This window comes from Candidatus Methylomirabilis sp. (assembly GCA_036000645.1).
Taxonomy (GTDB): Bacteria; Methylomirabilota; Methylomirabilia; order Methylomirabilales; family JACPAU01; genus JACPAU01.
In genome coordinates, this window is the sequence record DASYVA010000226.1 from 15,811 (window position 1) to 36,973 (window position 21,163).

Annotated in this window: 18 protein-coding genes; 8 read left to right on the top strand and 10 right to left on the bottom strand. The window is 71.2% G+C overall.

What is annotated here, in order from left to right:
- Genes VGT06_13150 through VGT06_13165 form a run of 4 tightly spaced genes read right to left on the bottom strand, consistent with a single transcriptional unit; the run spans position 1 to position 3,449 of the window.
- Positions 1-729, bottom strand: a complete 729-nt coding sequence (locus tag VGT06_13150) for a PASTA domain-containing protein (GenBank protein ID HEV8664067.1) — start codon at positions 727-729, stop codon at positions 1-3.
- Positions 726-2,081 carry a 16S rRNA (cytosine(967)-C(5))-methyltransferase RsmB gene (rsmB, locus tag VGT06_13155; protein HEV8664068.1) on the bottom strand — a complete coding sequence of 452 codons (1,356 nt, stop codon included), beginning with the start codon at positions 2,079-2,081 and terminating at the stop codon, positions 726-728. Before rsmB ends, VGT06_13150 begins: the two co-directional genes overlap by 4 nt.
- Positions 2,074-3,003 carry a methionyl-tRNA formyltransferase gene (gene fmt, locus VGT06_13160; GenBank protein HEV8664069.1) on the bottom strand — a complete coding sequence of 310 codons (930 nt, stop codon included), beginning with the start codon at positions 3,001-3,003 and terminating at the stop codon, positions 2,074-2,076. Before fmt ends, rsmB begins: the two co-directional genes overlap by 8 nt.
- Positions 2,994-3,449, bottom strand: a complete 456-nt coding sequence (locus VGT06_13165) for a Mut7-C RNAse domain-containing protein (GenBank protein HEV8664070.1) — start codon at positions 3,447-3,449, stop codon at positions 2,994-2,996. The genes fmt and VGT06_13165 overlap by 10 nt, the downstream gene beginning before the upstream one ends.
- 125 nt (positions 3,450-3,574) lie before the next feature.
- On the opposite strand from VGT06_13165, the gene VGT06_13170 reads away from it, so the two are divergent.
- The 3 genes from VGT06_13170 (at position 3,575) to radC (ending at position 7,046) form a co-directional block, all read left to right on the top strand.
- Complete coding sequence (locus tag VGT06_13170; protein ID HEV8664071.1) at positions 3,575-4,864, top strand: CBS domain-containing protein; 1,290 nt, start codon at positions 3,575-3,577, stop codon at positions 4,862-4,864.
- A 197-nt stretch (positions 4,865-5,061) separates the two neighbouring features.
- Positions 5,062-6,303, top strand: a complete 1,242-nt coding sequence (locus VGT06_13175; GenBank protein HEV8664072.1) for a divalent metal cation transporter — start codon at positions 5,062-5,064, stop codon at positions 6,301-6,303.
- Positions 6,303-7,046 (top strand): DNA repair protein RadC, encoded by a 744-nt coding sequence (gene radC, locus VGT06_13180; protein ID HEV8664073.1) that lies wholly within the window; start codon positions 6,303-6,305, stop codon positions 7,044-7,046. The genes VGT06_13175 and radC overlap by 1 nt, the downstream gene beginning before the upstream one ends.
- A gap of 55 nt (positions 7,047-7,101) precedes the next feature.
- On the opposite strand, the gene VGT06_13185 is transcribed toward radC, so the two are convergent.
- The 4 genes from VGT06_13185 to VGT06_13200 all read right to left on the bottom strand — a co-directional run bounded on the left by VGT06_13185 (position 7,102) and on the right by VGT06_13200 (position 13,503).
- The gene (locus VGT06_13185) at positions 7,102-11,631 is read right to left on the bottom strand and encodes a PKD domain-containing protein (protein HEV8664074.1); all 4,530 of its coding nucleotides are present in this window, start codon (positions 11,629-11,631) and stop codon (positions 7,102-7,104) included.
- A gap of 495 nt (positions 11,632-12,126) precedes the next feature.
- Complete coding sequence (locus VGT06_13190) at positions 12,127-12,255, bottom strand: zinc-ribbon domain-containing protein (protein ID HEV8664075.1); 129 nt, start codon at positions 12,253-12,255, stop codon at positions 12,127-12,129.
- Positions 12,252-12,722 carry an SH3 domain-containing protein gene (locus VGT06_13195; protein HEV8664076.1) on the bottom strand — a complete coding sequence of 157 codons (471 nt, stop codon included), beginning with the start codon at positions 12,720-12,722 and terminating at the stop codon, positions 12,252-12,254. The genes VGT06_13190 and VGT06_13195 overlap by 4 nt, the downstream gene beginning before the upstream one ends.
- Positions 12,682-13,503, bottom strand: coding sequence for a tetratricopeptide repeat protein (locus VGT06_13200; GenBank protein HEV8664077.1), 822 nt, complete (start codon positions 13,501-13,503; stop codon positions 12,682-12,684). The genes VGT06_13195 and VGT06_13200 overlap by 41 nt, the downstream gene beginning before the upstream one ends.
- 350 nt (positions 13,504-13,853) lie before the next feature.
- Between VGT06_13200 and ftsE the strand changes: the two genes are divergently transcribed.
- From ftsE to tsaD, 5 genes are all read left to right on the top strand, one after another.
- Positions 13,854-14,519: a cell division ATP-binding protein FtsE gene (ftsE, locus tag VGT06_13205; GenBank protein ID HEV8664078.1), complete on the top strand. Its 666-nt coding sequence runs from the start codon at positions 13,854-13,856 to the stop codon at positions 14,517-14,519.
- A complete protein-coding gene (locus tag VGT06_13210; protein HEV8664079.1) occupies positions 14,519-15,418 on the top strand; it encodes a permease-like cell division protein FtsX in 900 nt (299 codons plus the stop codon). Before ftsE ends, VGT06_13210 begins: the two co-directional genes overlap by 1 nt.
- A complete protein-coding gene (locus VGT06_13215; GenBank protein HEV8664080.1) occupies positions 15,415-16,620 on the top strand; it encodes a peptidoglycan DD-metalloendopeptidase family protein in 1,206 nt (401 codons plus the stop codon). Before VGT06_13210 ends, VGT06_13215 begins: the two co-directional genes overlap by 4 nt.
- A gap of 61 nt (positions 16,621-16,681) precedes the next feature.
- A complete protein-coding gene (locus VGT06_13220; GenBank protein ID HEV8664081.1) occupies positions 16,682-17,995 on the top strand; it encodes a S41 family peptidase in 1,314 nt (437 codons plus the stop codon).
- A gap of 25 nt (positions 17,996-18,020) precedes the next feature.
- On the top strand, positions 18,021-19,121 hold the full coding sequence (gene tsaD / locus VGT06_13225) for a tRNA (adenosine(37)-N6)-threonylcarbamoyltransferase complex transferase subunit TsaD (GenBank protein ID HEV8664082.1): 1,101 nt from the start codon (positions 18,021-18,023) through the stop codon (positions 19,119-19,121).
- Positions 19,122-19,260: 139 nt separating this feature from the next.
- Here tsaD and VGT06_13230 read toward each other — a convergent pair whose 3' ends face one another.
- The gene (locus VGT06_13230; GenBank protein HEV8664083.1) at positions 19,261-20,235 is read right to left on the bottom strand and encodes a peptidylprolyl isomerase; all 975 of its coding nucleotides are present in this window, start codon (positions 20,233-20,235) and stop codon (positions 19,261-19,263) included.
- Positions 20,232-21,140, bottom strand: a complete 909-nt coding sequence (locus VGT06_13235) for a peptidylprolyl isomerase (protein HEV8664084.1) — start codon at positions 21,138-21,140, stop codon at positions 20,232-20,234. Before VGT06_13235 ends, VGT06_13230 begins: the two co-directional genes overlap by 4 nt.
- Positions 21,141-21,163: the final 23 nt, after the last annotated feature.

Genomic DNA, 21,163 nt, shown 5'->3' on the forward strand with positions numbered 1-21,163 from the left:
CTAGTTCCCGACGGTGAGGGCGACCCGTTCCTTGGCCTGGATCCGGGCGCCGGGGGGCGGATCCTGCGTCACCACGAAGCCCTCCCATCCGAAGTGGGGCTCGTAGCTGACCCGGGCCTCCAGGTTCAGGCGCTTGAGGAATGCGAGGGCGTCGGAGGCGCGGCTCCCCACCAGGGAGGGCATGACGTAGTACGGTTCCTCCCGCCCCAGGCTCACCAGCAGGTTCATGGCGCTGCCCCGCCGGGCAGGGAACCCCGGCAGCGGGTCCTGGGCGATGACCTCGCCGCCCGGGAAGGTCCCGGAGTGGACCCGGGCGACCAGGCCCACCGTCATGCCGTGCTCCGCCAGGATCCGCTGGGCCCGGGTGAGGGGCCCGCCCGTCACGCTCGGGGCCAGGATTTCGTCCGTCCCCCGGCTCACCGTGAGGCGGACCTCCTTGTTCTTCCGGACCCGGGTCCCACCCGACGGCACCTGCGAGACCACCGCCCCCCGGGGAATGGTCCGGCTGTACTCCTCGGCCACCATCCGCGGCTGCAGCCCCACCTCCCGCACGAGCGCGGCGGCATCCTTCAGGTCCATCCCGATCGCGTTGGGCACCTGGACCTTGTCCTTCTCCAGGGCCAGGTTCATGGCCACATAGCCGGCCAGGATCGCGAGACCCGCCATCCCCAAGAGGACCCCCGACCCCCTCAGCGCGAGGCCAAGCCACGGGCGCAGGCGTGGATTCATGCTCCCCCCCGGCGCCACCGGATGAAGTAGAAGCCGTCGCAGCCCTGGCGGTGAGGGAAGGTCCGAAGGCCCGCGCCCGGGAGGCGCGTCACGGACGTGGCCGGGAAGCCGGCCGGGACCTCCTCGCGGAATCCGGGGAAGGCCCGCCCGAAGGCCTCCGCCACCGCTTCTCCCTCCTCGGGCTCCGTGCTGCAGACCGCGTACACCAGACACCCGCCCGGCCGGACCGCCTGCGCTGCGCCCCGGACGAGCTCCCGCTGCAGCGCCGCCAGGCGGGTGAGGTCGGCCTCGGGCACGCGCCAGCGGATCTCGGGGTGGCGGCGGAGCGTCCCCAGGCCGGTGCAGGGGGCATCTACCAGAACCCGGTCAGCGCCCCCGGGGACGTGGCGCGCCGCCTCCCGGGCGTCCCCGGCCGTCGACTCCACGCTGGTTGCCCCGAGCCGCCCGCAGGCCTCGCGGAGGCGGCGCAACGCCCGCTCGCCCACGTCCAGCGCCACGATGCGGCCGGTGTTCCCCATCAGCGCCGCCATCCGGATCGCCTTGTTGCCCCCGCCCGCGCAGGCGTCCAGAACCGTCTCTTCGGGCTGTGGGTCCAGCAGGGCCACCGCCAACGCCGCTCCGTCGTCCATCACCTGAACGTGCCCCTCCGCCACCAGGGGATCGTGCCGAACCCTCCCCCCCTCGCGGACCCGCAGGGCCTCGGGGAGGAGCGGGCTCGGCACGGCCGACACCCCGGACGCCGCCAGGTACCTCGCCACGGCCTGCGCATCCGTCCGGAGCCGGTTCACCAGCAGCACCGTCGGGGCGGGGGCCTGGTTCGCCTCGAGCAGGGCGGTGGCCTCCGCCTGCCCGAAGCGGGCGAGCCAGCGCCGGACGAGCCACGCGGGGTGGGAGAACTGCAGAGCCAGCCGTTCCACCGGGTCCTGCATGTCCAGCACCGGGAGGGCGGCCCGGCGGTCCGCCAGGCGTCGGAGGAGCGCGTTCGCCAGGCTGGCCCACCCCTCATGGCCGCCCGGCCCCTTGGCCAGGGCCACCGCCTCGCTGACCGCCGCGTACGCCGGGACGCGGTCGAGGAACCGGAGCTGGTAGGCACCCACCCGGAGGATCTGCCGGAGGCGGACCGGGAGGTCGGCGACGCGCCGGCGCCCCACGGTCTCCACCAGCCAGTCGAGGGTTCCCCGCCAGCGCAGGACGCCGTAGGTCAGCTCCGTGAGGAGCGCGGCCTCCTTTCCCGGGAGTCCCCCCCGCGCGAGGGTCGCGTCCAGGAGAACGGATGCGTAGGCCCGGTCCCGCTCCACCCGGGTGAGGAGGTCTACGGCGAGGGCCCGGGCCCCGGCGGGCCGGTCAGCCAAAGCGCGCCCCCGGCGTCAGCCGACGGCCTCGGGCGAACGCGGCCCCATCCATCGGCCGCTTCCCCTCGGGCTGAACCCGCAGGAGGCGGAGCCGTCCTCGCCCCGTGGCCACCACCGGGCCCCTCCGGTCGACAGCCACGAGGGTCCCGGGCGGTGCCCCTGCGTCCTTCTCCTCCACGACCGCTTCCAGCACCCGGAGCGTCTCCCCGCCGTGGGCGGTGAGGGCTCCGGGCTCGGGCGTGAGGCCGCGGACCCGGTTGCGCAGCGCCGCCGCCGCCTCCGTCCAGTTCAGGCGCTGGTCCGCCGCGGTGAGCTTCGGCGCGGATGTTGCCAGGGCCTCGTCCTGCGGGATGCCGCGTGCCTCCCCCCGCTCCAGGGCCAGCAGAACCTCCGCGAGCGCCGCGGCACCGAGGCAAGACAGGCGCTCCCCGAGCGTCCCGGCCGTATCCTCCTCCCGGATTCGCTCGGCCCGCTGCAGGAGGATGGGCCCGGCGTCCACCAGTTCGGTCATCCGGATGACGCTGACCCCGGTCTCCTGCTCTCCCCGGATCAGGGCCCACGCGATGGGGGCCGCCCCCCGGTACCGGGGGAGGAGCGAGGCGTGCACGTTGAAGCACCCGTGGCGAGCCAGGCCGAGGAGGGCTGGCGGGAGGATCTGCCCGAAGGCAACCACCAGGATGGCGTCGGGCAAGAGGGCCGCGAGGGCCGCCTGCGTCTCCGGGTCCTTCAGGGTGGCGGGCTGCAGGATGGGCACGCCGGCCCGCATCGCCGCGCGCTTGACCGGTGAAGCCGCCAGCGCCTGTCCCCGGCCCGCCGGCCGATCGGGGCGCGTCACGACGGCGGCGACCTGGTGGCCGTCCTTCAGCACCCGCTCGAGGGACGGCACGGCGAACGCCGGCGTCCCCATGAAGATCACCCGCATAGGCGGGCCAGGACCTCGGCCATCCGGGCCCGGTGGGTCCCGGGCCAGTAGACGCGGCGGCAGGCCGGGCAGGTGCGGAAGGCGGCGTGACGGGTGAGCACGAAATCGGGAACCCTCCCGGCCGCCGCCTCCCGGGGGAGCGGGGCCAGGAGCGTGTTGCAGCGGAGGCAGCGCGTCCCCGGGGCCGCCGGCCGGAGGCCGTAGGCCTGCAGGACCTCGCGGATCTGATCCTCCACGCGGTCGCTCCGGATGAAGATGCTCCCGGCGGGGAGGTGCGCCCGCGGCAGGCGGGTGTCCCGGGTCAGGAGCACGCGCCGCTCGGCCACGGCGGTCGCCAGGAGGGCCTCGTCATCCCCGTCCCGGTGGTAGAGCGTGTCGTACCCCAGGGCGCGGAGCCACTTGGCGAGCCGGCCCACCATGGCATCGGCGAGGAAGCGCATCGCCATCCCCCAAAAAACCATAGCACAGGGCCCGGGGACCCTCCAGGAGAAAAGGGCCGGGGATTGACACGCTCCCCGCCCGCATACTAAGAAGGCCCTGCGCGCCGGACAGCGCCCGGCGCCATCCGACGATGGCCGACATCATCCCGCACGCCGACATCACCCTCGCGGAGCTCCGCCACCGGCCGGTCGTGGACGCCGCCGGAGTCCCGGTGGGGCGGCTCAAGGACCTGGTGATCCTCTTCCGAGGGATCTTCCCCCGGGTCACCAAGCTCCTCGTGGCCCGCCCGAAGGAGGCGGACCTGCTCGTGGGCTGGGAACAGGTCGCCGGCCTCGACCCGGCGCCGGGGGGCCCGCTGCGCCTGGCCTGCCCGGCTGACAGCATCCGGCCCCAGTGGCTCCGGCTCAGCGAGATCCTCCTCGCCAAGGACATCCTGGACAAGAAGGTGATGGACACGGCCCGGCGCCGGGTGGTGCGGGTCAACGACGTGGGGCTCAAGGAGCAGGACGGACACTACCTGGTGGTCCGGGTGGATGCGGGGCTGCGGGGGTTACTGCGCCACTTCCTCCCGGAGGCGGCTCTCGAGCGCCTCACCCGGGTGCTGCACTTGCCCATTCCGCGGGACGTGGTCTCCTGGGAGCACGTGGAACCGATCGAGACCGAGCTGACCCGCGCGAAGCGGCAGGCGGTCTACACGAAGTTGGCCCGCCTTCATCCGGCCGACATCGCGGACATCGTCGAGGAGCTCAACCCCAGCGAGCGGGCCACCATCCTCCAGGCCCTGGACGCGGAAACGGCGGGGGAGGCGCTGGCAGAGGCGGAGGCGGCAGTGCAGGCCTCGGTGCTCCAGATGCTGGAGCCGGAGAAAGCCTCCGATCTCCTGGAGCGGATGGAGCCGGACGAGGCAGCCGATGTCCTCTCGGAGATGCCCGAGCCCCGTGCCCAGGAGATCCTGGAGGGCATGGAGCCGGAAGAGGCGGAAGAGGTGGCGGAGCTCCTGGAGCACCCAGAGGGGAGCGCCGGCGGCCTCATGACCACCGAGTTCGTCGCCTTCCCGCCCTCCGTGACGGCGGCCGCCGCCATCGAGCAGCTCCGGGAGCGGTCGGCGGAGGCGGAGACCATCTACTACCTCTACGTCACGGATCCCGACGGGCGGCTCCTCGGTGTCCTCAGTCTCCGGCAGCTCCTCACGGCGCAGCCCACGCGGACGCTCGAGGAGCTGATGGAGAAACAGGTCATCCGGGTCCCCCCGGACGCCGACCTGAAGGAGGTGGCGGAGACCCTCTCGAAGTACAACCTCCTGGCCCTGCCCGTGGTGGGCGGCAGCGAGATCCTGGAGGGCATCATCACCGTCGATGACGTGATCAGCCGCCTCGTCCCGCTGATCTGGAAGCAGCGCGCGGCGAAGAAGTACCTCTAGTGTGACTCCAACCAATTGCAGCTCATGCTCAGGCGACGGCTGGGGTGCGGGGCCAAATGACGAGCATCACGAGGCCCGAGGGAGGAGGCGGCCGGAGGCGTACGCCGTTGGTACGCTCCGGACCGCCGACGACCGAGAACGAAGAGAGGCGAAGTCAGGTGGCCCGGCACTAGCGGTCCCGGTCAGCCGGAGCGTACATGCCCTTCCCCCGGATCCGGAGGCGGCGCCTCCTCCTGTTCCTGTCCATCATGGGTCCGGGCATCATCACCGCCAGCGTGGACCAGGACGCGGGGGGCATTGCCACCTACTCCCTCGCCGGCGCGCACTACGGCACCTCCCTCCTCTGGTCGCTCTTCTTCATCGCCATCAGCCTGGCGGTGGTCCAGGAGATGGGGAGCCGGATGGGGGTCGTCACCGGGAAGGGGCTGGCGGAACTGATCCGGGAGGCCTACGGTATCCGGTTCACGGCGGCCGTGCTGGCGGTCCTGGTCCTGGCCAACTGGGCCAACACGGTGGCCAACTTCGCGGGCGTCGCCGCCGCCCTGGAGATCTTCGGCGTCCCCCGCCTCCTCTCGGTCCCCGCAGTGGCCGGCCTGGTGGGCTGGCTGATCATCAAAGGCACCTACCGGCGGGTCGAGCGGGTCTTCCTCCTGGCCAGCGCCGGCTATCTCGTCTACGTGATCTCGGGCTTCCTGGCCCGACCGGCCTGGGGGGAGGTGCTGCTGGCAACTGTGACCCCCACCTTCCGGCTGCAACCCGACTACCTCACGATGCTCATCGCGCTGGTCGGGACCACCATCGCCCCGTGGATGCAGTTCTACCTCCAGTCCTCGGTGGTGGACAAGGGGATCCGGGTCAAGGAGTACCCCTTCGCCCGCCTGGACGTCTTCCTCGGGAGCCTGGCCGCCGCCGTCATCGCCTTCTTCATCATCGTGGCCTGCGCCGTGACCCTGCACGTGCATGGGGTCCGGATCGAGACGGCGGCGGATGCGGCCCTCGCCCTCGAGCCCTTTGCCGGGCGCTACGCCACGATCCTCTTCGCCGTCGGCCTCTTCAATGCCTCGACGTTTGCCGCCGCCATCGTCCCCCTCTCCACCGCCTACGCCGCCTGCGAGGCCCTGGGGTGGGCCAGCGGGGTAGATCGGGGGCTGCAGGAGGCCCCGGGGTTCTTCGCCATCTTTCTCGCGCTGGTCGGCACGGGCGCCGCCGCGATCCTCTGGCCGGGCGCCCCCCTGATCGAGATCATGGTCGCCTCCCAGGTGCTGAACGGGATCCTCCTCCCCGCCGTCCTCCTCCTCATGCTCCGCCTGATCAATGACCGGGAGGTCATGGGGACCCACGTCAATTCGCCCCTGTTCAATCTCATCGCCTGGAGCACCGCGGGCATCATGATCGCGCTGAGCGTCCTGCTCCTCATCCTCACGCTGCGGGGGGTCTGATGGCCTCCGGGCCCCGGCGCACGGTCCCGATCCGGAAGTGGCCCCCGGCGGAGCGCCCGCGGGAGCGCCTCCTCCGGGACGGCCCGGCCACCCTGACCGACGGGGAGCTCCTGGCCATCCTCTGCCGCACCGGGCGGGCGGGGGCGAGCGCTCTCGCGCTGGCCCGCCACCTGCTCGCCCGCTTCGGCTCGCTGCGCGGCCTGGACGCTGCCCCGGCGGAGGCCCTCCGCGAGCTCTCCGGCCTCGGGCCGGCCAAAATCGCCCAGCTCAAAGCCGCCTTCGAGGTGGGGCGCCGGGCCATCAGCGAAGCGAAGCGCCCGAAGGGGGCGGCCACCTCCTCCCGGGCGGTCTACGCGTTCCTGCAGCCTCTCCTGCGGGACCGGCCCCGGGAAGCGTTCCTGGTCCTCCTGTTGAACCGACGCCACGCCATCCTGGACGTGCTCACGGTGAGCGAGGGCTCCCTCGCGGAATCCCCCGTCTACCCCCGGGAGGTGCTGGCGGCGGCCCAGCGGGGGCGCGCCGCCGCCCTCCTCTGCGCCCACAACCACCCGTCGGGCCATCCCGCCCCTTCTCCGGAGGACGAGGCGGTGACCGAGGAGCTGGTCTACGCGGGGCGGTTGCTCCAGATCCCGGTCCTCGATCACCTGATCGTGGGGGAGGGAGGCTACTTCTCGTTCGCGGACGCCGGCCTCATCGCGCGCTACAACGCGGCGTTCGACCGGGCCTGGCCGCGGCGGCGGTAGGCGCTCCACCCGGGCCCGGGGAAGCCGGGGATGACGGCGGCAGGATCCCCCTCCCTCACCGCCCCGCCACCGCATCGAACCACGCCGAGCCGCTCCCGTCGGCGGTGACGTAGCAGAAGATCCGCAGCTGCGCCGTCCCAGGCGGGGCCGTCTGGGTGGTGCTCTGCACCGTCCAGGGGGTGGTTCCCGTGGTATCGCCGAAGTAGAGGGACTCGATTTTGCTCCCGGTGCTGGTCAGCCACTCGATCCGGCCCCGCCCCACGCTCGTGGTCAGGGTGGTCCGCAGGGCGAAGCTGACCGTGTAGCTCGTCCCCGGCGTGGCCGGGATCGTCTGGTACACGTAGCGGTTTGAGGAGCCGGCGTCGATCTGCAGGGCGAAGGCCCCCGCGTAGGGCGTAAGCGTGGTCACGTACCGCGAGGTGCTGCTCCAGTTCACCCACCCCACCTGGCCGTCTTCGAACCCGCCGTTGGTCAGGAGCTGGGGGGAGGCCGGGGGGGGAGCGTCGACCGTGACGACCCGACTGGCCGGGATGGGATCGGCGAGGCCGAGCCCATCCGTCACCGTGAACGTCACCGTGTAGGTGCCCGGGGTGGCGAAGGTGACCCCTCCCGGATCCTCCACCGTCTGGAGACCCGCCCCGCCCCCGAAGTCCCAGCGGTAGGTCAGGGGGAGGGGCCCGTCCGGATCGCTCCCGGTGCCGCTGAAGCTCACGGACTGCCCCGCCAGGATGGTCACATTGCCCCCGGGGGTGTCTATGGCGCCGTCGGGGGGCAGGTTGCCGGTCACGGTGACGACCTGCGTGACCGTGCCGGTCGCCCCCGCGTCGTCCGTCACCGTGAGGCTGGCTGTCCAGGCGCCGGCGCCGTAGGTATGGGTTGCCGTTGCCCCCGCCTGCGGGCCGACGACGGTGCCGTCCCCAAAGTCGAACCGATACGAGACGATGGTCCCATCCGGATCGCTCGAGCCCGAGGCGTCTGCGGTCACCGCGAGCGGGGCCGGCCCGGAAGAGGGGGTCATCGTCAGAAGCGCGGTGGGCCGCTGGGTGAACGGCGTCACCGTCACCGCCAGGCTCCCCGGGCTGGGGTCGGCGAGCCCGAGACTGTCCGTCACCGTGAACGTCACCGTGTAGGTGCCCGGGGTGGCGAAGGCCACCGGTCCCGGGTCCTCCACCGTCTGATTGCCCGCCCCACCCCCGAAGTCCCACAAAAAGCTCAAGGGCAGGTCGCCGTCCGGATCAGTTCCGGTGCCGGCGAAGCTCACGCTCTGCCCCGCCATGACGGTCACATTGGCCAGGGGACTGTCGATCACCCCGTTGGGGGGGAGGTCCACGGCGCTTATCGTGAAGCTGTCCACGATGCTGCCTTCGGCGCAATTCACATCGTTTACCCCGCCGCCGGGGGGCCCACAAATGAAGGAACCCTCAATCGCGGTCGCTGTGAATCGGAGCTTGAGAGGCCCCAGATGCATGGCGCGAAAGGCGGACCACGCAGGTTGGGCGCACGTGAGCCAGAGGCACGTGCCGTCCTGCTCGAGGCTCGCACCGCCCGTGCCAGCGGTGACGTGGACCACCCCGTTCTGCGGATAGGTGCGCTCGTAGTTGTGGCTGTGTCCATTCAGGTTCAGCACGTACTTGCTGTGGCTGGCCCCCAGGGCATCGAGATAGCCCTTCAGTGTCAAGCTCCCCTGATGGTGGCCAGAAGAGTAGGCCGGTCGGTGGCCGAAGGTGACGATGAACTTGATGCTGGGATCGGCCTGCGCTTCCTCCATCAAAGCGTTGGCCCTGGTATTCCAGTCCGCCCACGCGCCGGACCAGGGCTCGGGATACGCGATGAAGCGGACGTTGCCGTAGTCGAACCAGTGCCAGTCTTCGCCAGCGCAGCTTTGCGGTTTCCCAGAGCAGGTGTTATCAGCAGTCGGCGGCGAGGTCTGCCCATTCGCAAAGTCGAAGCGCCCCTTATAGTTCCTCAGGTCGTCTGCACTCGGTACGTCCCACTCGTGATTGCCCCAGGCTGGCATATAGGCTGCGTCCCGAGACCAGAGCATGACATCGTTGAAATGCTGATCAACATGTGCCTGGCCGTGGGAATTGCCATAAGTGAGATCACCGAGGGCCAAGACGAAGGCCGGCATGTCCGCGGCAATCAGCCGCTGGACGACCCCCATGCTGGCGTAGGAGGTCGTATCGCCAATGTCCCCCTCCGCATAGACGGTGAAGCCGGCGGCCCCCCTGGGGGGCGGGGTCCACAATGTGTGATCCGGCCCATTTCCGATCGCGTAGTGATAGACGGTGTTCTCCTGCAGCCCGGTGAGCTTCGCTTCCCAGAAGGGCCCGCTGGAGGAGAAGGGGAGCGGGCTGGGAGTCTGCGCCGTTCCCACCTCTCCATAGGCCGTGGTCAGGCCGTAGCGGATGGTATTCTCGGAGCCGCGCCAGTGAACGGTCACCGAGGTCTGGCCGGTGATATTCCAGTGGACCTCGTCCACAGGCGTTTCGGTGAGCTCGGCCAGCACGACCACGCTAGCCGAGTCGGTCGCGGCGGCGTCGTCGGTCACCATCACGCTCGCGGTCCAGGTCCCCGCCGCGTAGGTGTGGCTCACCGTCGCCCCAGCCTGCGGGCCGACGACGGTCCCGTCGCCGAAGTCAAACCGGTAGGAGACGATGCTTCCGTCGGGATCACGAGAGCCTGACCCGTCCGCTGTCACCGTGAGCGGGGCAGGTCCCGTGGCAGGGTTGACACTGAGGGCGGCTCCGGGCGGCTGATTCGGCGTGGCGACGAGGACGGCCGCTGCGGCCGAGCCGCTCGCTCCCCCGTCGTCGGTCACCATCACGCTCGCGGTCCAGGTCCCCGCCGCGTAGGTGTGGCTCGCCGTCGCCCCAGCCTGCGGGCCGACGACGGTCCCGTCGCCGAAGTCGAAGCGGTACGCCACGAGGACCCCGTCGGGATCGCAGGAGGCCGACGCGTCGGCCAGGACGTCGAGGGGGGGCGGTCCGGAAGAGGGGGTGACCGTCAGGGCTGCCACGAGCGGCGGCGCGCAGGGCAGGAATTCCAGCGCTCCCCGGTCCGCGTAGGAGACGGGGCCCACTCCGGAATTGGGCGTGGCCGGGTCGTCCTCCCGCCCATGGCCTTCGGCATCGGTCGCCGGCCAGCTCGGCACGGACGAGTTCGCGGAATCGATCGCGGACGATCCGGCCCGGAGGTGGAAGTCCCCGGCGACGGGGTCCACGAACCGCGGATCGGCTTGGATCGACTGGGCGTCGTAACCGGTGGCCGCCGTGAAGGCGGCGACCGTCGCGTACTCGGTGGACCCATACTTGATCGGGACCTGGCTGGCGGCGTTCCAGAAGATGTTGTAATTCGAGACGAACCCGGACGCCGAGTCAGCGTCCACCCAGAGGTCAAACTCGTTCGTCGTCAGCCCGTTGTTGACCGCAATCGAATTGAAGAGTCTCGTGCCGGTGGCAGTGCCCTCAATGGAGAAGCCGTCCTTGTAGTTTCCCCAGGCGACGTTCCCGACGTTGAGGGTGCCCTTGGATCCGAGATGATCGAAGCCATGGTCGCCGTTGTTCCAGGAGAGGTTCTGCAGCGAGATGTTGTCGTTCGAGGACGAGCGGATATTCAGCCCGGTGTCCTGGTTGTCGTGGAAGCGGTTCCGCTGGATGAGGTTGCCCGAGGACCCGTAGACATCGAGCCCGTTGGCCGCCCGCGAGCCGGGCCGGGCGTTGCGGAAGGACTCGTTGTCCTGGACCGTCGAGCCGGTCACCCCCGAGGTCAGGGTGATGCCGTGGTCGTTGTGGTCCGAGACCACATTGGACCCGATCAGGACCCCCGAGGAGCCGGCCACGTGAATCCCATACCGGTTGGCGAAGGTCACGGTGTTGCGCGTGATGCTGCTGTTGTTTGAGGAGCTGGAGAGATAGATCGCGCGGTCCTCGGTCCGGGTGACGGTGAAGCCGTCAATGGTGACCCAGGACCGCCCGGAGAGCCGGAAGCCGTAGCTGCGGCGGCCCACCAGGATCTGATGGGTCCCCGGGTTCCCTCCCCCCGCATTGACGTAGAGCCCCGTCCCGCTGACGTAGCGGAAGCTCCGCGGCGGGAGGGAGGCCGGCGAGGCGCTGGAGCGGATCAGGCGGGCGCCATCGGCGAAGACCTGCTTGGGGCTCCAGGTGACACTGGCCCCCAGCCAGACGTCCCCTGCGGTGGCGACCCACTTCTCCGGAGCGGAGAAATCGTTTGCGCCATCGACCACGACGGGCGACCCCAGGGCCTGGAAGACGAATGGATTGCCCGGCGCCCCCGACGCCGGCACGGTGACCTGCTCCCGGTAGACAGCCGGCTTGATGGAGAGGGTCGTGCCGGGCCCGCCCCGGGCCGCCGCTGCCGCCGAAATGCTGCAGTAGGGCGTCCCGGCCGTGCCGGGCCCGGCATCCGAGCACCCTGGGTCTGCGCCATCGACGTAGAAAGTCCCGGCAGCGACGGCGCTCCCCACGCCCGCTGCCCAGAAAGCCCCCGTCAGGACCCAACTCGCAACCTTCGGGGCGAATCGGCCCCTCTCCCGCGCAGTCGCCATCGAGTCCCGCCGCTCCATGGTCAGCCTCCATCACCTGCACAGACCGCCTTCCGGTCCCGGACGGATCCTCACAGAGGGCGCTTCAGAGGCCAGGCGAGCCCTCCTTACAACCACTTCAGGGCACGGGGAAAAGGCGGAGGTTCCCTTCCCGCGCCGTAGGCTGCGGCATGAAAAAGATTACCGTCCAGGAGGCAGCTTTTCCCTGGAGGGCGTTTGAAGAATAGCTGGAGCGCCGACGGGTGCCTGAGGTGGGCCAGGGACTATGACTACCCCGATTCCATGAGGTCACCAATGAAGGATCTTACATATGTCATATGTATTACTCTACATAATATGTCAAACAAATTTCATAGTCGGCAAAGGACGCGGAACGTGGTTTTGATCCGGTCGAGGGAAGGAGGAGGAGCGGGCGCCTCCTCCCTAAAGGTGGGCTCTGACCGGACGCGGCGAGCGTTCGACCGCCTTCTCGATCAGACTGGAAGGATCGCGCGCGACGTCAGCCCGGCGAGGGCGCTACGCGGAGGGCTTCGGGGGCCGGCTGGCCTGCTTCGCGAGGGGGGCGCCGCAGGCGTCGCAGTACCGGGCGGGGGGGAGGATCTTCGTCGCGCAGGCAGGGCAGGAGATCGGCTCCGGGGCGCTCATTCCAGGAACTCCTCCTTGTAGGTTTCCGCGGGGGCCGGCCGAGCCGGGGTGGAGGGCTTCGGGGCCGACGCCACCGGGCTGTCCCCCAGGAACCGGGCCGCCACCCAGCCCGTCTCCCCCGTCTTCACCACCCGGACCTCGACCCACTCCCCATCCTCCCGGAGCCGGAGGACAACCTCGTTCAGCGGGAGGACAGTCACCCGGCTGCACGTGACCCCCGGGCAGCGGCGGACGTTCAGCGACGGGACCATCACGTACCAGGGGCTGAGGGAGGGGAGAGCCGGGGGCGCGGGGCGGCTCGCCGGGGCAGGCGCGGGCTTGGTCGGAGCCCTGGGCGACGAGGGGGGGCGGCGGGCTGTGGGCGTCGGCGCGGCGCAGGCCGCGGCGAAGAGGGCGACAAGGGCCACCACCCGGAGCGGGCAGCGGTTACGCCCGGCGGAGACGGGCAATCTTGCGCGCAATCTCATCGGCGTCCGGGGCGTCGGGTCGCAGCGTCCGGTACCGCTCGAAGTGCCGGATCGCCTCGGCGCGCCGCCCCCGCTCCTCGTAGATGAGCCCCAGGTTCTTGTGGGGGATGGGGTTCGTCGGATCCACCGCGATGGCCTGCCCGTACATCGTGATTGCCTCCTCGATCCGGCCCAACCGCCGGTAGAGGATGCCGAGGTTGTTGCGGGCCTTGGGGCTGTCCGGCTCCGCCTCGAGCGCTGCCAGGAAGGCCCGCTCCGCTTCGGCGAACCGGCCCGCCCTGGCGTCGGCGATTCCCTCGGCGTTCAGCCGTTCCGCCTCGGCCGCACCCGCCTGGACCGCGGGAGCCTGGCCGCGCACCGCCCGACTCGCGCCGGGCCGCAGGGCCAGGAAGGTGGCGGTGAGAATCAGGAGGGGCACCACGGCCAACGCGGCCAGGACCTTCCAATCCATCCAGGCTGCATTCAGCGGCGGGCGGGAGTGGGGGACCGCCGCCGCCCCGGGCGGGGGCGCGGGGCGCGGCGGGTCCGGGGGGGCAGGCCGCGTTCCTCCCGGGGGGTGCGGAACCGTCGCCACCTCGGTCGGCGCTTCGCGGAGGACCCGGAGTTTCCCCCCGCAGAAGGCGCAGCGCCGGCTCACGCCCCCGTGGAGCAGGCGGCACCGAGCGCAGACCTTCGCCGGCTCCGAGAGGGCCGCGTGGGCCAGGGGATGGCCGCAGAGCTTGCAGTAGGCCTTCCCCTGTTCAAAGTAGAGACTGCAGTTCTCGCAGAGTCGGAATCGCATGGTGCCTCGTGACGCGCCCCCTGAACCGCCAGGGCTCGGCGGGCCCGGAGCGCGCTCGCCACCGTTCCGGCGTTCCGGAAGTTGGCCTGCGTCTCGGGGAGGGGAGGCGGGAACGCAGGGCGCGGGGAGGGGAACCGCCAGCCGCGCGGGAGACCTACGAGCAGGCCGGATGCACTTGCCGATCCCGGTCTGGCAGCGGCGCATCTCTCTCACGTGACTATAGAAGCGGGCCCCGGCCCTGTCAACCGCGCCCGGGATCTGGACGGACAGCTTTTCCCTTGCAAACGCCGTGCGCATCCTCTAGTTTAGGGCAGTTAGCCGGCCAGCCTGCGGGAGGGGCCCGTCCAGGGATGATCCAGCTCTTCCGGGTCGACAAGACCTTCGGCAAGGACGTGGAAGCCCTGACGGACGTGTCCCTGGACATCCGCAAAGGGGAGTTCATCTTCCTCACGGGCTCGAGCGGGGCCGGGAAGACCACGCTCCTGCGCCTGATCTTTCGGGACCTGCTCCCCAGCAGCGGGCAGATCCTGGTGGCTGGCCGCAACGTGGCCCGCCTGCCGGAGCGCCAGGTGCCGGCCCTCCGCCGGATGGTGGGGGTCATCTTTCAGGATTTCAAGCTCCTCATGGACCGGACCGTCGCCGACAACCTGCACCTGGTGGCCAGGGCGCTCGGGACCCCCGAGGCCGCGGCCCGTCGGAAGATCGGCTACCTGCTCCGGCAGGTCGGGCTTCTGCACCGGGCGAATCAGACGCCCTACCGCCTCTCCGGAGGAGAGCAGCAGCGGGTGGCCATCGCCCGGGCCCTCATGAACGATCCCCTCATCCTCCTGGCGGACGAGCCCACGGGGAACCTGGACGCCGAGCTGGCGGCCGACGTCATCCGCCTCCTCCGGGAGGTGAACGCTCGGGGGACGACCATCCTGCTCGCCACCCACAACGCGACCCTGGTGAAGGAGCAGGCCAAACGGACGGTCGTCCTGAAGGCTGGTCGGGTCGTGGAAGACAACGGAGCCTGATGCGCCTCACGCGCCTGTGGACACTCCTGGGGGATACGCTGGGGAACCTCCGGCGCGGCGGGTGGGCCGGGCTCGCCGCGGTCGGCGCCATCACCGTCTCGTCCCTGATCCTCGGGGGCCTCTGGCTGCTCACGGTGAACCTCCAGGCGATCCTCAGCGACTGGCGGGCCCAGTTCGAGGTGGTGGTCTTCCTGCGGGACGACATCACCCCCGACCAGCAGGAGCTCCTCCGTCGGCGCCTGCAGGCCGAGACGGCGGTGGCGGCCGTCCAGTACAGCTCCAAGGAGGAGGCGCTCGCCCTCTTCAAGCGGGACCTGCACGGTCAGGCGAGTCTCCTGGAGGGCCTGGGGGACAACCCGCTCCCCGCGTCCTTCCAGCTCCGCATCCGGGAGGAGCACCAGACCGGCCCCGGCATGCGGGCCCTCGTGGGCGCCCTCGAGCGGCTCGAGGGGGTGGAGGAGGTCCTGTACGGGCATGAGTGGGTGGAGCAGATCGGCCGGCTGGTCTCGGTGTTGCAAGTGGGAGGATGGGCGTTCGGCATCATCCTGGGTGGAGGTGCCCTCTTCATCGTGGCGAACACCATTCGCCTGGCGGTCTATGCCCGGGCCGACGAGATCGAAATCCTCCGCCTGGTCGGAGCGACGCGGGCCTATATCCGCGCCCCCTTCATCCTGGAGGGGCTCTTCCAGGGGCTCCTGGGAGCGCTCCTGGCGCTCCTGTTCCTCTTCGCCGGTCACCAGCTCGTTGTCTGGCGCCTCGGTCTGGCCCCTGCCGGCCTCCTGGCGCTGGGGGCCGGGCGATTCCTGGAGCCGCTCCACGTCGCCGGCCTGCTCGTCGCGGGGGCGGCGCTGGGCGGGATGGGGAGTCTCCTATCGGTGCGTCGGTTCCTGAAGGCATGAGGCGCCTCAGATCTCCCCGGCTTCTGCTCGGCGGCAGCCTCCTCCTGGTGTGCCTGCTCCCGCTCGGGGACGCTCCAGCGGCGCGCCAGACGGCACGGCTCTCCGAAACCCAGAAGGAGCTGCAGGCGGTTCAGCGGGAGCTGGCCGAAGAGCGCCGGCGGGCCCAGGAGGCCGGCCGCCGTGAGGGGGCGCTCGCCCGGGATCTCGAGCGGGTGGAGGCCGTGCTGGCAGCCAAGACCGGCGAGCTCAAGCGCCTCGAGGCCCGGGCCGCCGCCGAAAGCCGCGAGGTGGCTGCACTGACCCGGGAGCTCGCGCGGGCGGACCGGCGCCTGAAACGGACCGAGCACCTGCTCGCCCAGCGCCTCCGGGCCCTCTACAAGCAGGGTCGCCTCGGGACGGTGCAGGTTCTGCTCACGGCGGGTTCCGCGGAGGAGGTGGCCCGGCGGGCCAAATACCTGGCCGCGATCGCGGTGCAGGACCGGGAGTTGATCGCCAGGCACCGGGCAGCTCTGGCGGAGCTCGGCGAGCAGCGAAAGGCCGTCCGGGCGGGGGTCACGCAGCTGGCGGAGCGGCGGAACGCGCTGCAGGACGCCCGGCAGGAGATTGCCAGCGAGCAGTGGAGACGGCGGATCCTCCTGGCGAAGGTCCGGGAGGAGAGGCAGGGCCACCTGACCGCTGTCCGGGAACTCGAGGCGGCGGCGGGCGAGCTCCAGGCCCTGCTGAACCGGTTGCGACTCGAGGAGCGGGCGCGCCGCCGGCCCGCCGCACCAGGGGAATCGCCGCTCGACGGAGCCCTGGCGGCGCTGCGGGGGCGCCTCCCCTGGCCCACGGCGGGCCGGGTCATCTCCGCCTTCGGACGCCAGGACCACCCCCGGTTCCGGACCGTGACCTTCAACCGCGGGGTCGGGATCCGGGCCACCGCCGGAGAGGGGGTCCGGGCGGTCTTCCGGGGCACCGTGGCTTTCGCCGACTGGTTCCAGGGGTACGGCAGGCTCGTCATCCTGGACCACGGCGGCGGGATGTACACCCTCTACGCCCACCTGGCAGACCTTCTGATCCGGGCGGGCCAGGAGGTCCAGGCGGGGCAACTCATCGGGACCGTTGGGGAAAGCGGGTCCCTCGACGGCCCCCAGCTCTACTTCGAGATCCGGGTCCGGGGGAAGCCCGAGGATCCCCTGGTCTGGTTGCAGTCCCGGCCCTAGCGGTCGGGGCGGTGGGCGGCAGGAGCCGCCGGCGCGCCGGGCAGGCGCGGGAGGAGTGGGCATGGGATCGCAGCGGTGGCGGGGCAAGGCCCGGACAGCCGTGGTGGGCCTCGCCCTCATCCTGGTCATCATTGCGAGTGGCGCACGCCATGGGGTGGTCGCCACCGACGAGGCGTACGAGAAGCTCAAAGTCTTCACGGAGGTCCTGACCCTCATTCAGGCCAACTACGTGGAGGAGGTGCACTCCAAGGATCTGGTCTACGGCGCGATCCGCGGGATGCTGGAGACGTTGGACCCGCATTCCTCCTTCATGCCCCCCGAGGTCTACCGGGAGATGCAGGTGGAGACCCAGGGCTCCTTCGGAGGGCTCGGGATCGAGATCACGGTCCGGGACCGGCAGCTCACCGTGGTCTCCCCCATCGAGGGGACACCCGCGGACCAGGCCGGCATCCTGACCGGGGACCGGATCGTGAAGATCAACGGCGAGCCGACCAAGGACATGACCCTCATCGAGGCGGTGCGGAAACTCCGGGGGCCGCGGGGGAGCCAGGTCACCATTACCATCATGCGGGAGGGGTTCACCGAGGGACGGGACTTCGCCATCACCCGGGAGATCATCGAGGTCCACAGCGTCCGATCCTTCGACCTGGGGGACAAGATCGGCTACATCCGGCTGGGCTCCTTTCAGGAGAAGACCGCGCGCGACCTGGAGCGGGCGCTGGAGCAGTTCCAATCGAGCGGGGCGCAGGCGCTGGTTCTGGACCTCCGCAATAACCCCGGCGGCCTCCTGAGCCAGGCGGTCCAGGTCGCGGACCTCTTCCTCAAGAAGGGGCAGCTCATCGTCTACACCGAGGGGCGGGCCCGGAACCAGGATCTCCGCTTCAGCGCGGAGCACACCAAGAACCTCCCCCAGGTTCCCATGGTCCTCCTGGTGAACGGGGGCTCGGCCAGTGCCTCGGAGATCGTCGCCGGGGCCCTGCAAGACCATAAGCGGGCCGTCATCCTCGGCACCACGACCTTCGGGAAGGGCTCGGTCCAGACGGTAATCCCCCTGAACGACGGGTCGGGGCTGCGCCTGACCACGGCCAAGTACTTCACGCCGCGCGGCGAGACCATCCACGGGAAGGGGATCACGCCGGACATCCTCGTGGAGCCGCCCAAGCCCACCGTGACCGCCCAGGCTCCCCCCCGGCCTGAGGGGGGGCCCTCCCCGCGGGAGCGAAAGATCGGTGAGGAGGAGGGGGACACCTCCCAGCCGCTCGGCCGGCGGGCCCCGGACCTGAAGGCCGACATCCAGCTGGCCCGGGCGGTGGATATCCTGAAGGCCAACCTCATCCTGGATCGGGGAGGGACCGGCACCCAGGCGTCCCGGTGACAGCGCCCGGGACTCCCCGCGAGCCATGGGCCTGATCCTCGGGATCGAAACCTCCTGCGACGAGACCGCGGCGGCCGTCCTGGAGGACGGCCGCCACATCCGCTCGAACGTGGTCCTGTCCCAGGAGGCCCTCCACGCCCCCTTCGGGGGGGTCGTGCCGGAGCTGGCCTCCCGCCGCCACCTGGAGACGCTCGGCCCGGTCCTCCGCGAGGCCCTCCGGCGCGCCGGCGCCGGCCTGGCCGACCTGACCGCCCTCGCGGTGACGGCCGGTCCGGGCCTCGTGGGCTCTCTCCTCGTCGGGGTCTCCACCGCAAAGGCCCTGGCCTTCGCCGCCCGCAAGCCCCTCGTCGCCGTCAACCATCTGGAAGGGCATATCTTCGCCGCGCTCCTGGAGCACGCCGACCTCGACTTCCCCTTCGTGGCCCTGGTCGTCTCCGGGGGGCACACCCACCTGTACGAGGCGAAGGCGCCGGGGGAGTACCGGCTGCTCGGGCTCACCCGGGACGACGCCGCCGGGGAAGCCTTCGACAAGGTAGCCAAGCTGCTCGGGCTTCCGTTCCCCGGCGGCCCCGCCATCGAGGAGGCGGCGAGGGCCGGCGACCCGAAGGCGATCAGGCTCCCCCGCCCGCTCGCCGCGGACCGGTCCCTGGACTTCTCCTTCAGCGGGCTGAAGACCGCGGCCCTCCTCGCCGTCCAGGCCGCGGCGCGTCCCGCTGCGCGGGACCCCGGGGAGCGAGGTCGGCGGAGGAGCCCGGGCGCGGCCCGCGGGGCATGGAACACGCTCACGCCGTCCCCGCGGCATCTTCCCCCCGCCTTCGTCGCCGACCTCTGCGCCGCCTTCCAGGAGGCGGTGGTGGAGCAGCTCGCTCGCAAGGCGCTGGCGGCGACGCGGCGGGTCGGCCTCCGCCGCCTGGTGGTCGCCGGCGGCGTCGCGTGCAATCAGGTTCTCCGCAACCGCCTCCGGGCGGGAGCGGCGGAGGGGGGGATCGCGGCCGTCTGGCCTTCCCCGGCCCTGTGCACCGACAACGCGGCCATGATCGCGGCCGCCGGCGCCGCCCGCTACGCACGCGGTGAGCGCGCCGACCTTTCCCTCAAAGCATCCGCCTCTCTTCCCCTCGGCCAGTAGCCAGCCTCCCCCAAAACCTCCCGTGGCCGGCCGGCGCGGGGACCGCCCGAGGGGTGGAGGGGGAACGCGTCCGGTGTGCGGAATGCACCGCACGGATCGGCGAGGCCGACGCAGCAGATGGGTCCCGTTCAAGGACAGCCTAGGGGAATTTGACTTCGATGTAGGCCTTCTGGCGGAGCTCGGCGAGGTAGTCCTGGTAGCGCTTCTGGACCTTCTGCCGGAAGAGCCGGTCGCGGATCCGGTCGCGCGCCTGCGCGAAAGAGACGATCGGGGCCTCCTTGGCCTCGACGAGGAGGATGTTGTACCCGGCGGCCGTCCGGATCGGCGTGCTCATTTCCCCTGGGAGCAGGGCGAACGCCACGCGCTCCAGCTCGGGGGCCAACTCCCCCTGGCGCAGGACGCCGAGCTCGCCCCCCTGCGCCGCCGTCGGCGCGTCGGAGTATCGGGTGGCCACCGCCGCGAAGGGTGTGCCCGCCATCAGGGCCGCCAGCGCCTCCGACGTCCGGCTGGCCGCTGCCGCCTCGGCCTCGGGATCCCCCGCCTTCGGCACCGCCACCAGGAGATGCCGGAGCTGCACCTGGCCGGTCAGGGCGAACTCCTGGGGGTGGGTCCGATAGTGGGTCTCCAGCTCCGCGTCGGTCAGGATGATGCTCCCCCGGACCTTGCGGGCCAGGAGCTTCCCGATCGCCAGCTGGTGCTGGAGGCGCTGGCGGAACTGGGGGGGGGTGAGGCGCTCCCGACGAAGCGCCGCCTCCAGCGCCGCGTCGTCCGGCAGGGCATTCTGGGCCTTGAGCTCTTCCAGGGCGGCGGTCACCTCCGCCGGCTCCACCCGGATCGCCTCCCGCGCAACCTCCTGGAGGAGGAGGCGCCGCTCGATGAGCTCCTCCAGGATCTGTCGCTCCGGGGCGGTGGGGGCAAGCGGGGCCGGGCCTTCCCCCGCGGCGACGAGGCGCGCCGCGGCCGCCCGACCCTCCTCCTGCAGCTCGGTGAGGGTGATGACCTCCTCATTCACCACGGCCACCACCCGCTCGACGGTCACGGCAGAGGCGTGGCCGAGCAGGAGGGCTGGGGCGGCAACGGCCCCGAGGCCCAGAGCCCTGATGCGCCGCCTCACTTGGCCTCCGCGGGCGGGGGAGGGGTTGCCGGCAGGTCCGGGCCCGCCGGAGCGGCCCCCGGGGCCGCGATCGGGAGGAGCTGCTCCTGCACCTCGACCGTCGCGTGCTGCCGCAGTCCCTCCACGAAGGCGTCGAAGGCCGTCTGCTGGCGCTCCCCCAGGAGCCGCTGCTGCAGTTCCTCCCGGATCTGGGCGAGGGGGGCGGCGGGGCGCTCCTCCCGCCTCGTGACCCGGATGATATGGAACCCGAAGCGGGTCTTCACGGGAGCGCTCACCTCCCCCACCTTCAGGGCGTAGGCGGCCTTCTCGAACTCGGGGACCATAGTCCCACGCTCGATCGTCCCCAGGTCCCCCCCCTTCGCGCCGCTGACCTTGTCCAGAGAGAGGCGCCGGGCCAATCCCTCGAACGCCTCCTTCCCCTTCAGCCGCTCCACGACCTGCTGTGCCTCCCCCTCCGTCGCTACCAGGATGTGGCCGGCCCGAAGCCGATCCCGGCTGAACTCCTCCGGATGCCCCTCGTAGTAGGCCTGCACGTCCCCCTCCGGCACTTGGACCTTATCGGAGATCTCCTCCTTGAGGAGGGTCTGGAGCATCATCTGCTCCTTCACCTGCCGCACCCGATCCGTCACCACGGGGCGGCTGTCGATCTGGCGTCGCGCCGCCTCCTGCAGAAGGATCTCCCGCCGGATGAGGTCCTGGGCGTACCGCTTCTGTACATCGGCAGATTCCATCAGCATGTGCAGGTGGGCCGGGATCCGCTCCCGCTCCAGGTCCAGCCGGCGGCGGAATTCCGCCACCGTCACGCGGGTCTGGTTCACCCGAACCACCACCTGCTCCTCGGACCCGCCGGTGCAGGCCGCCAGGACGACTCCCCCCACCAGGACCCCCCACCGCCACCCTGTCACCGATCTGCCTCCTGCGCGGCTCC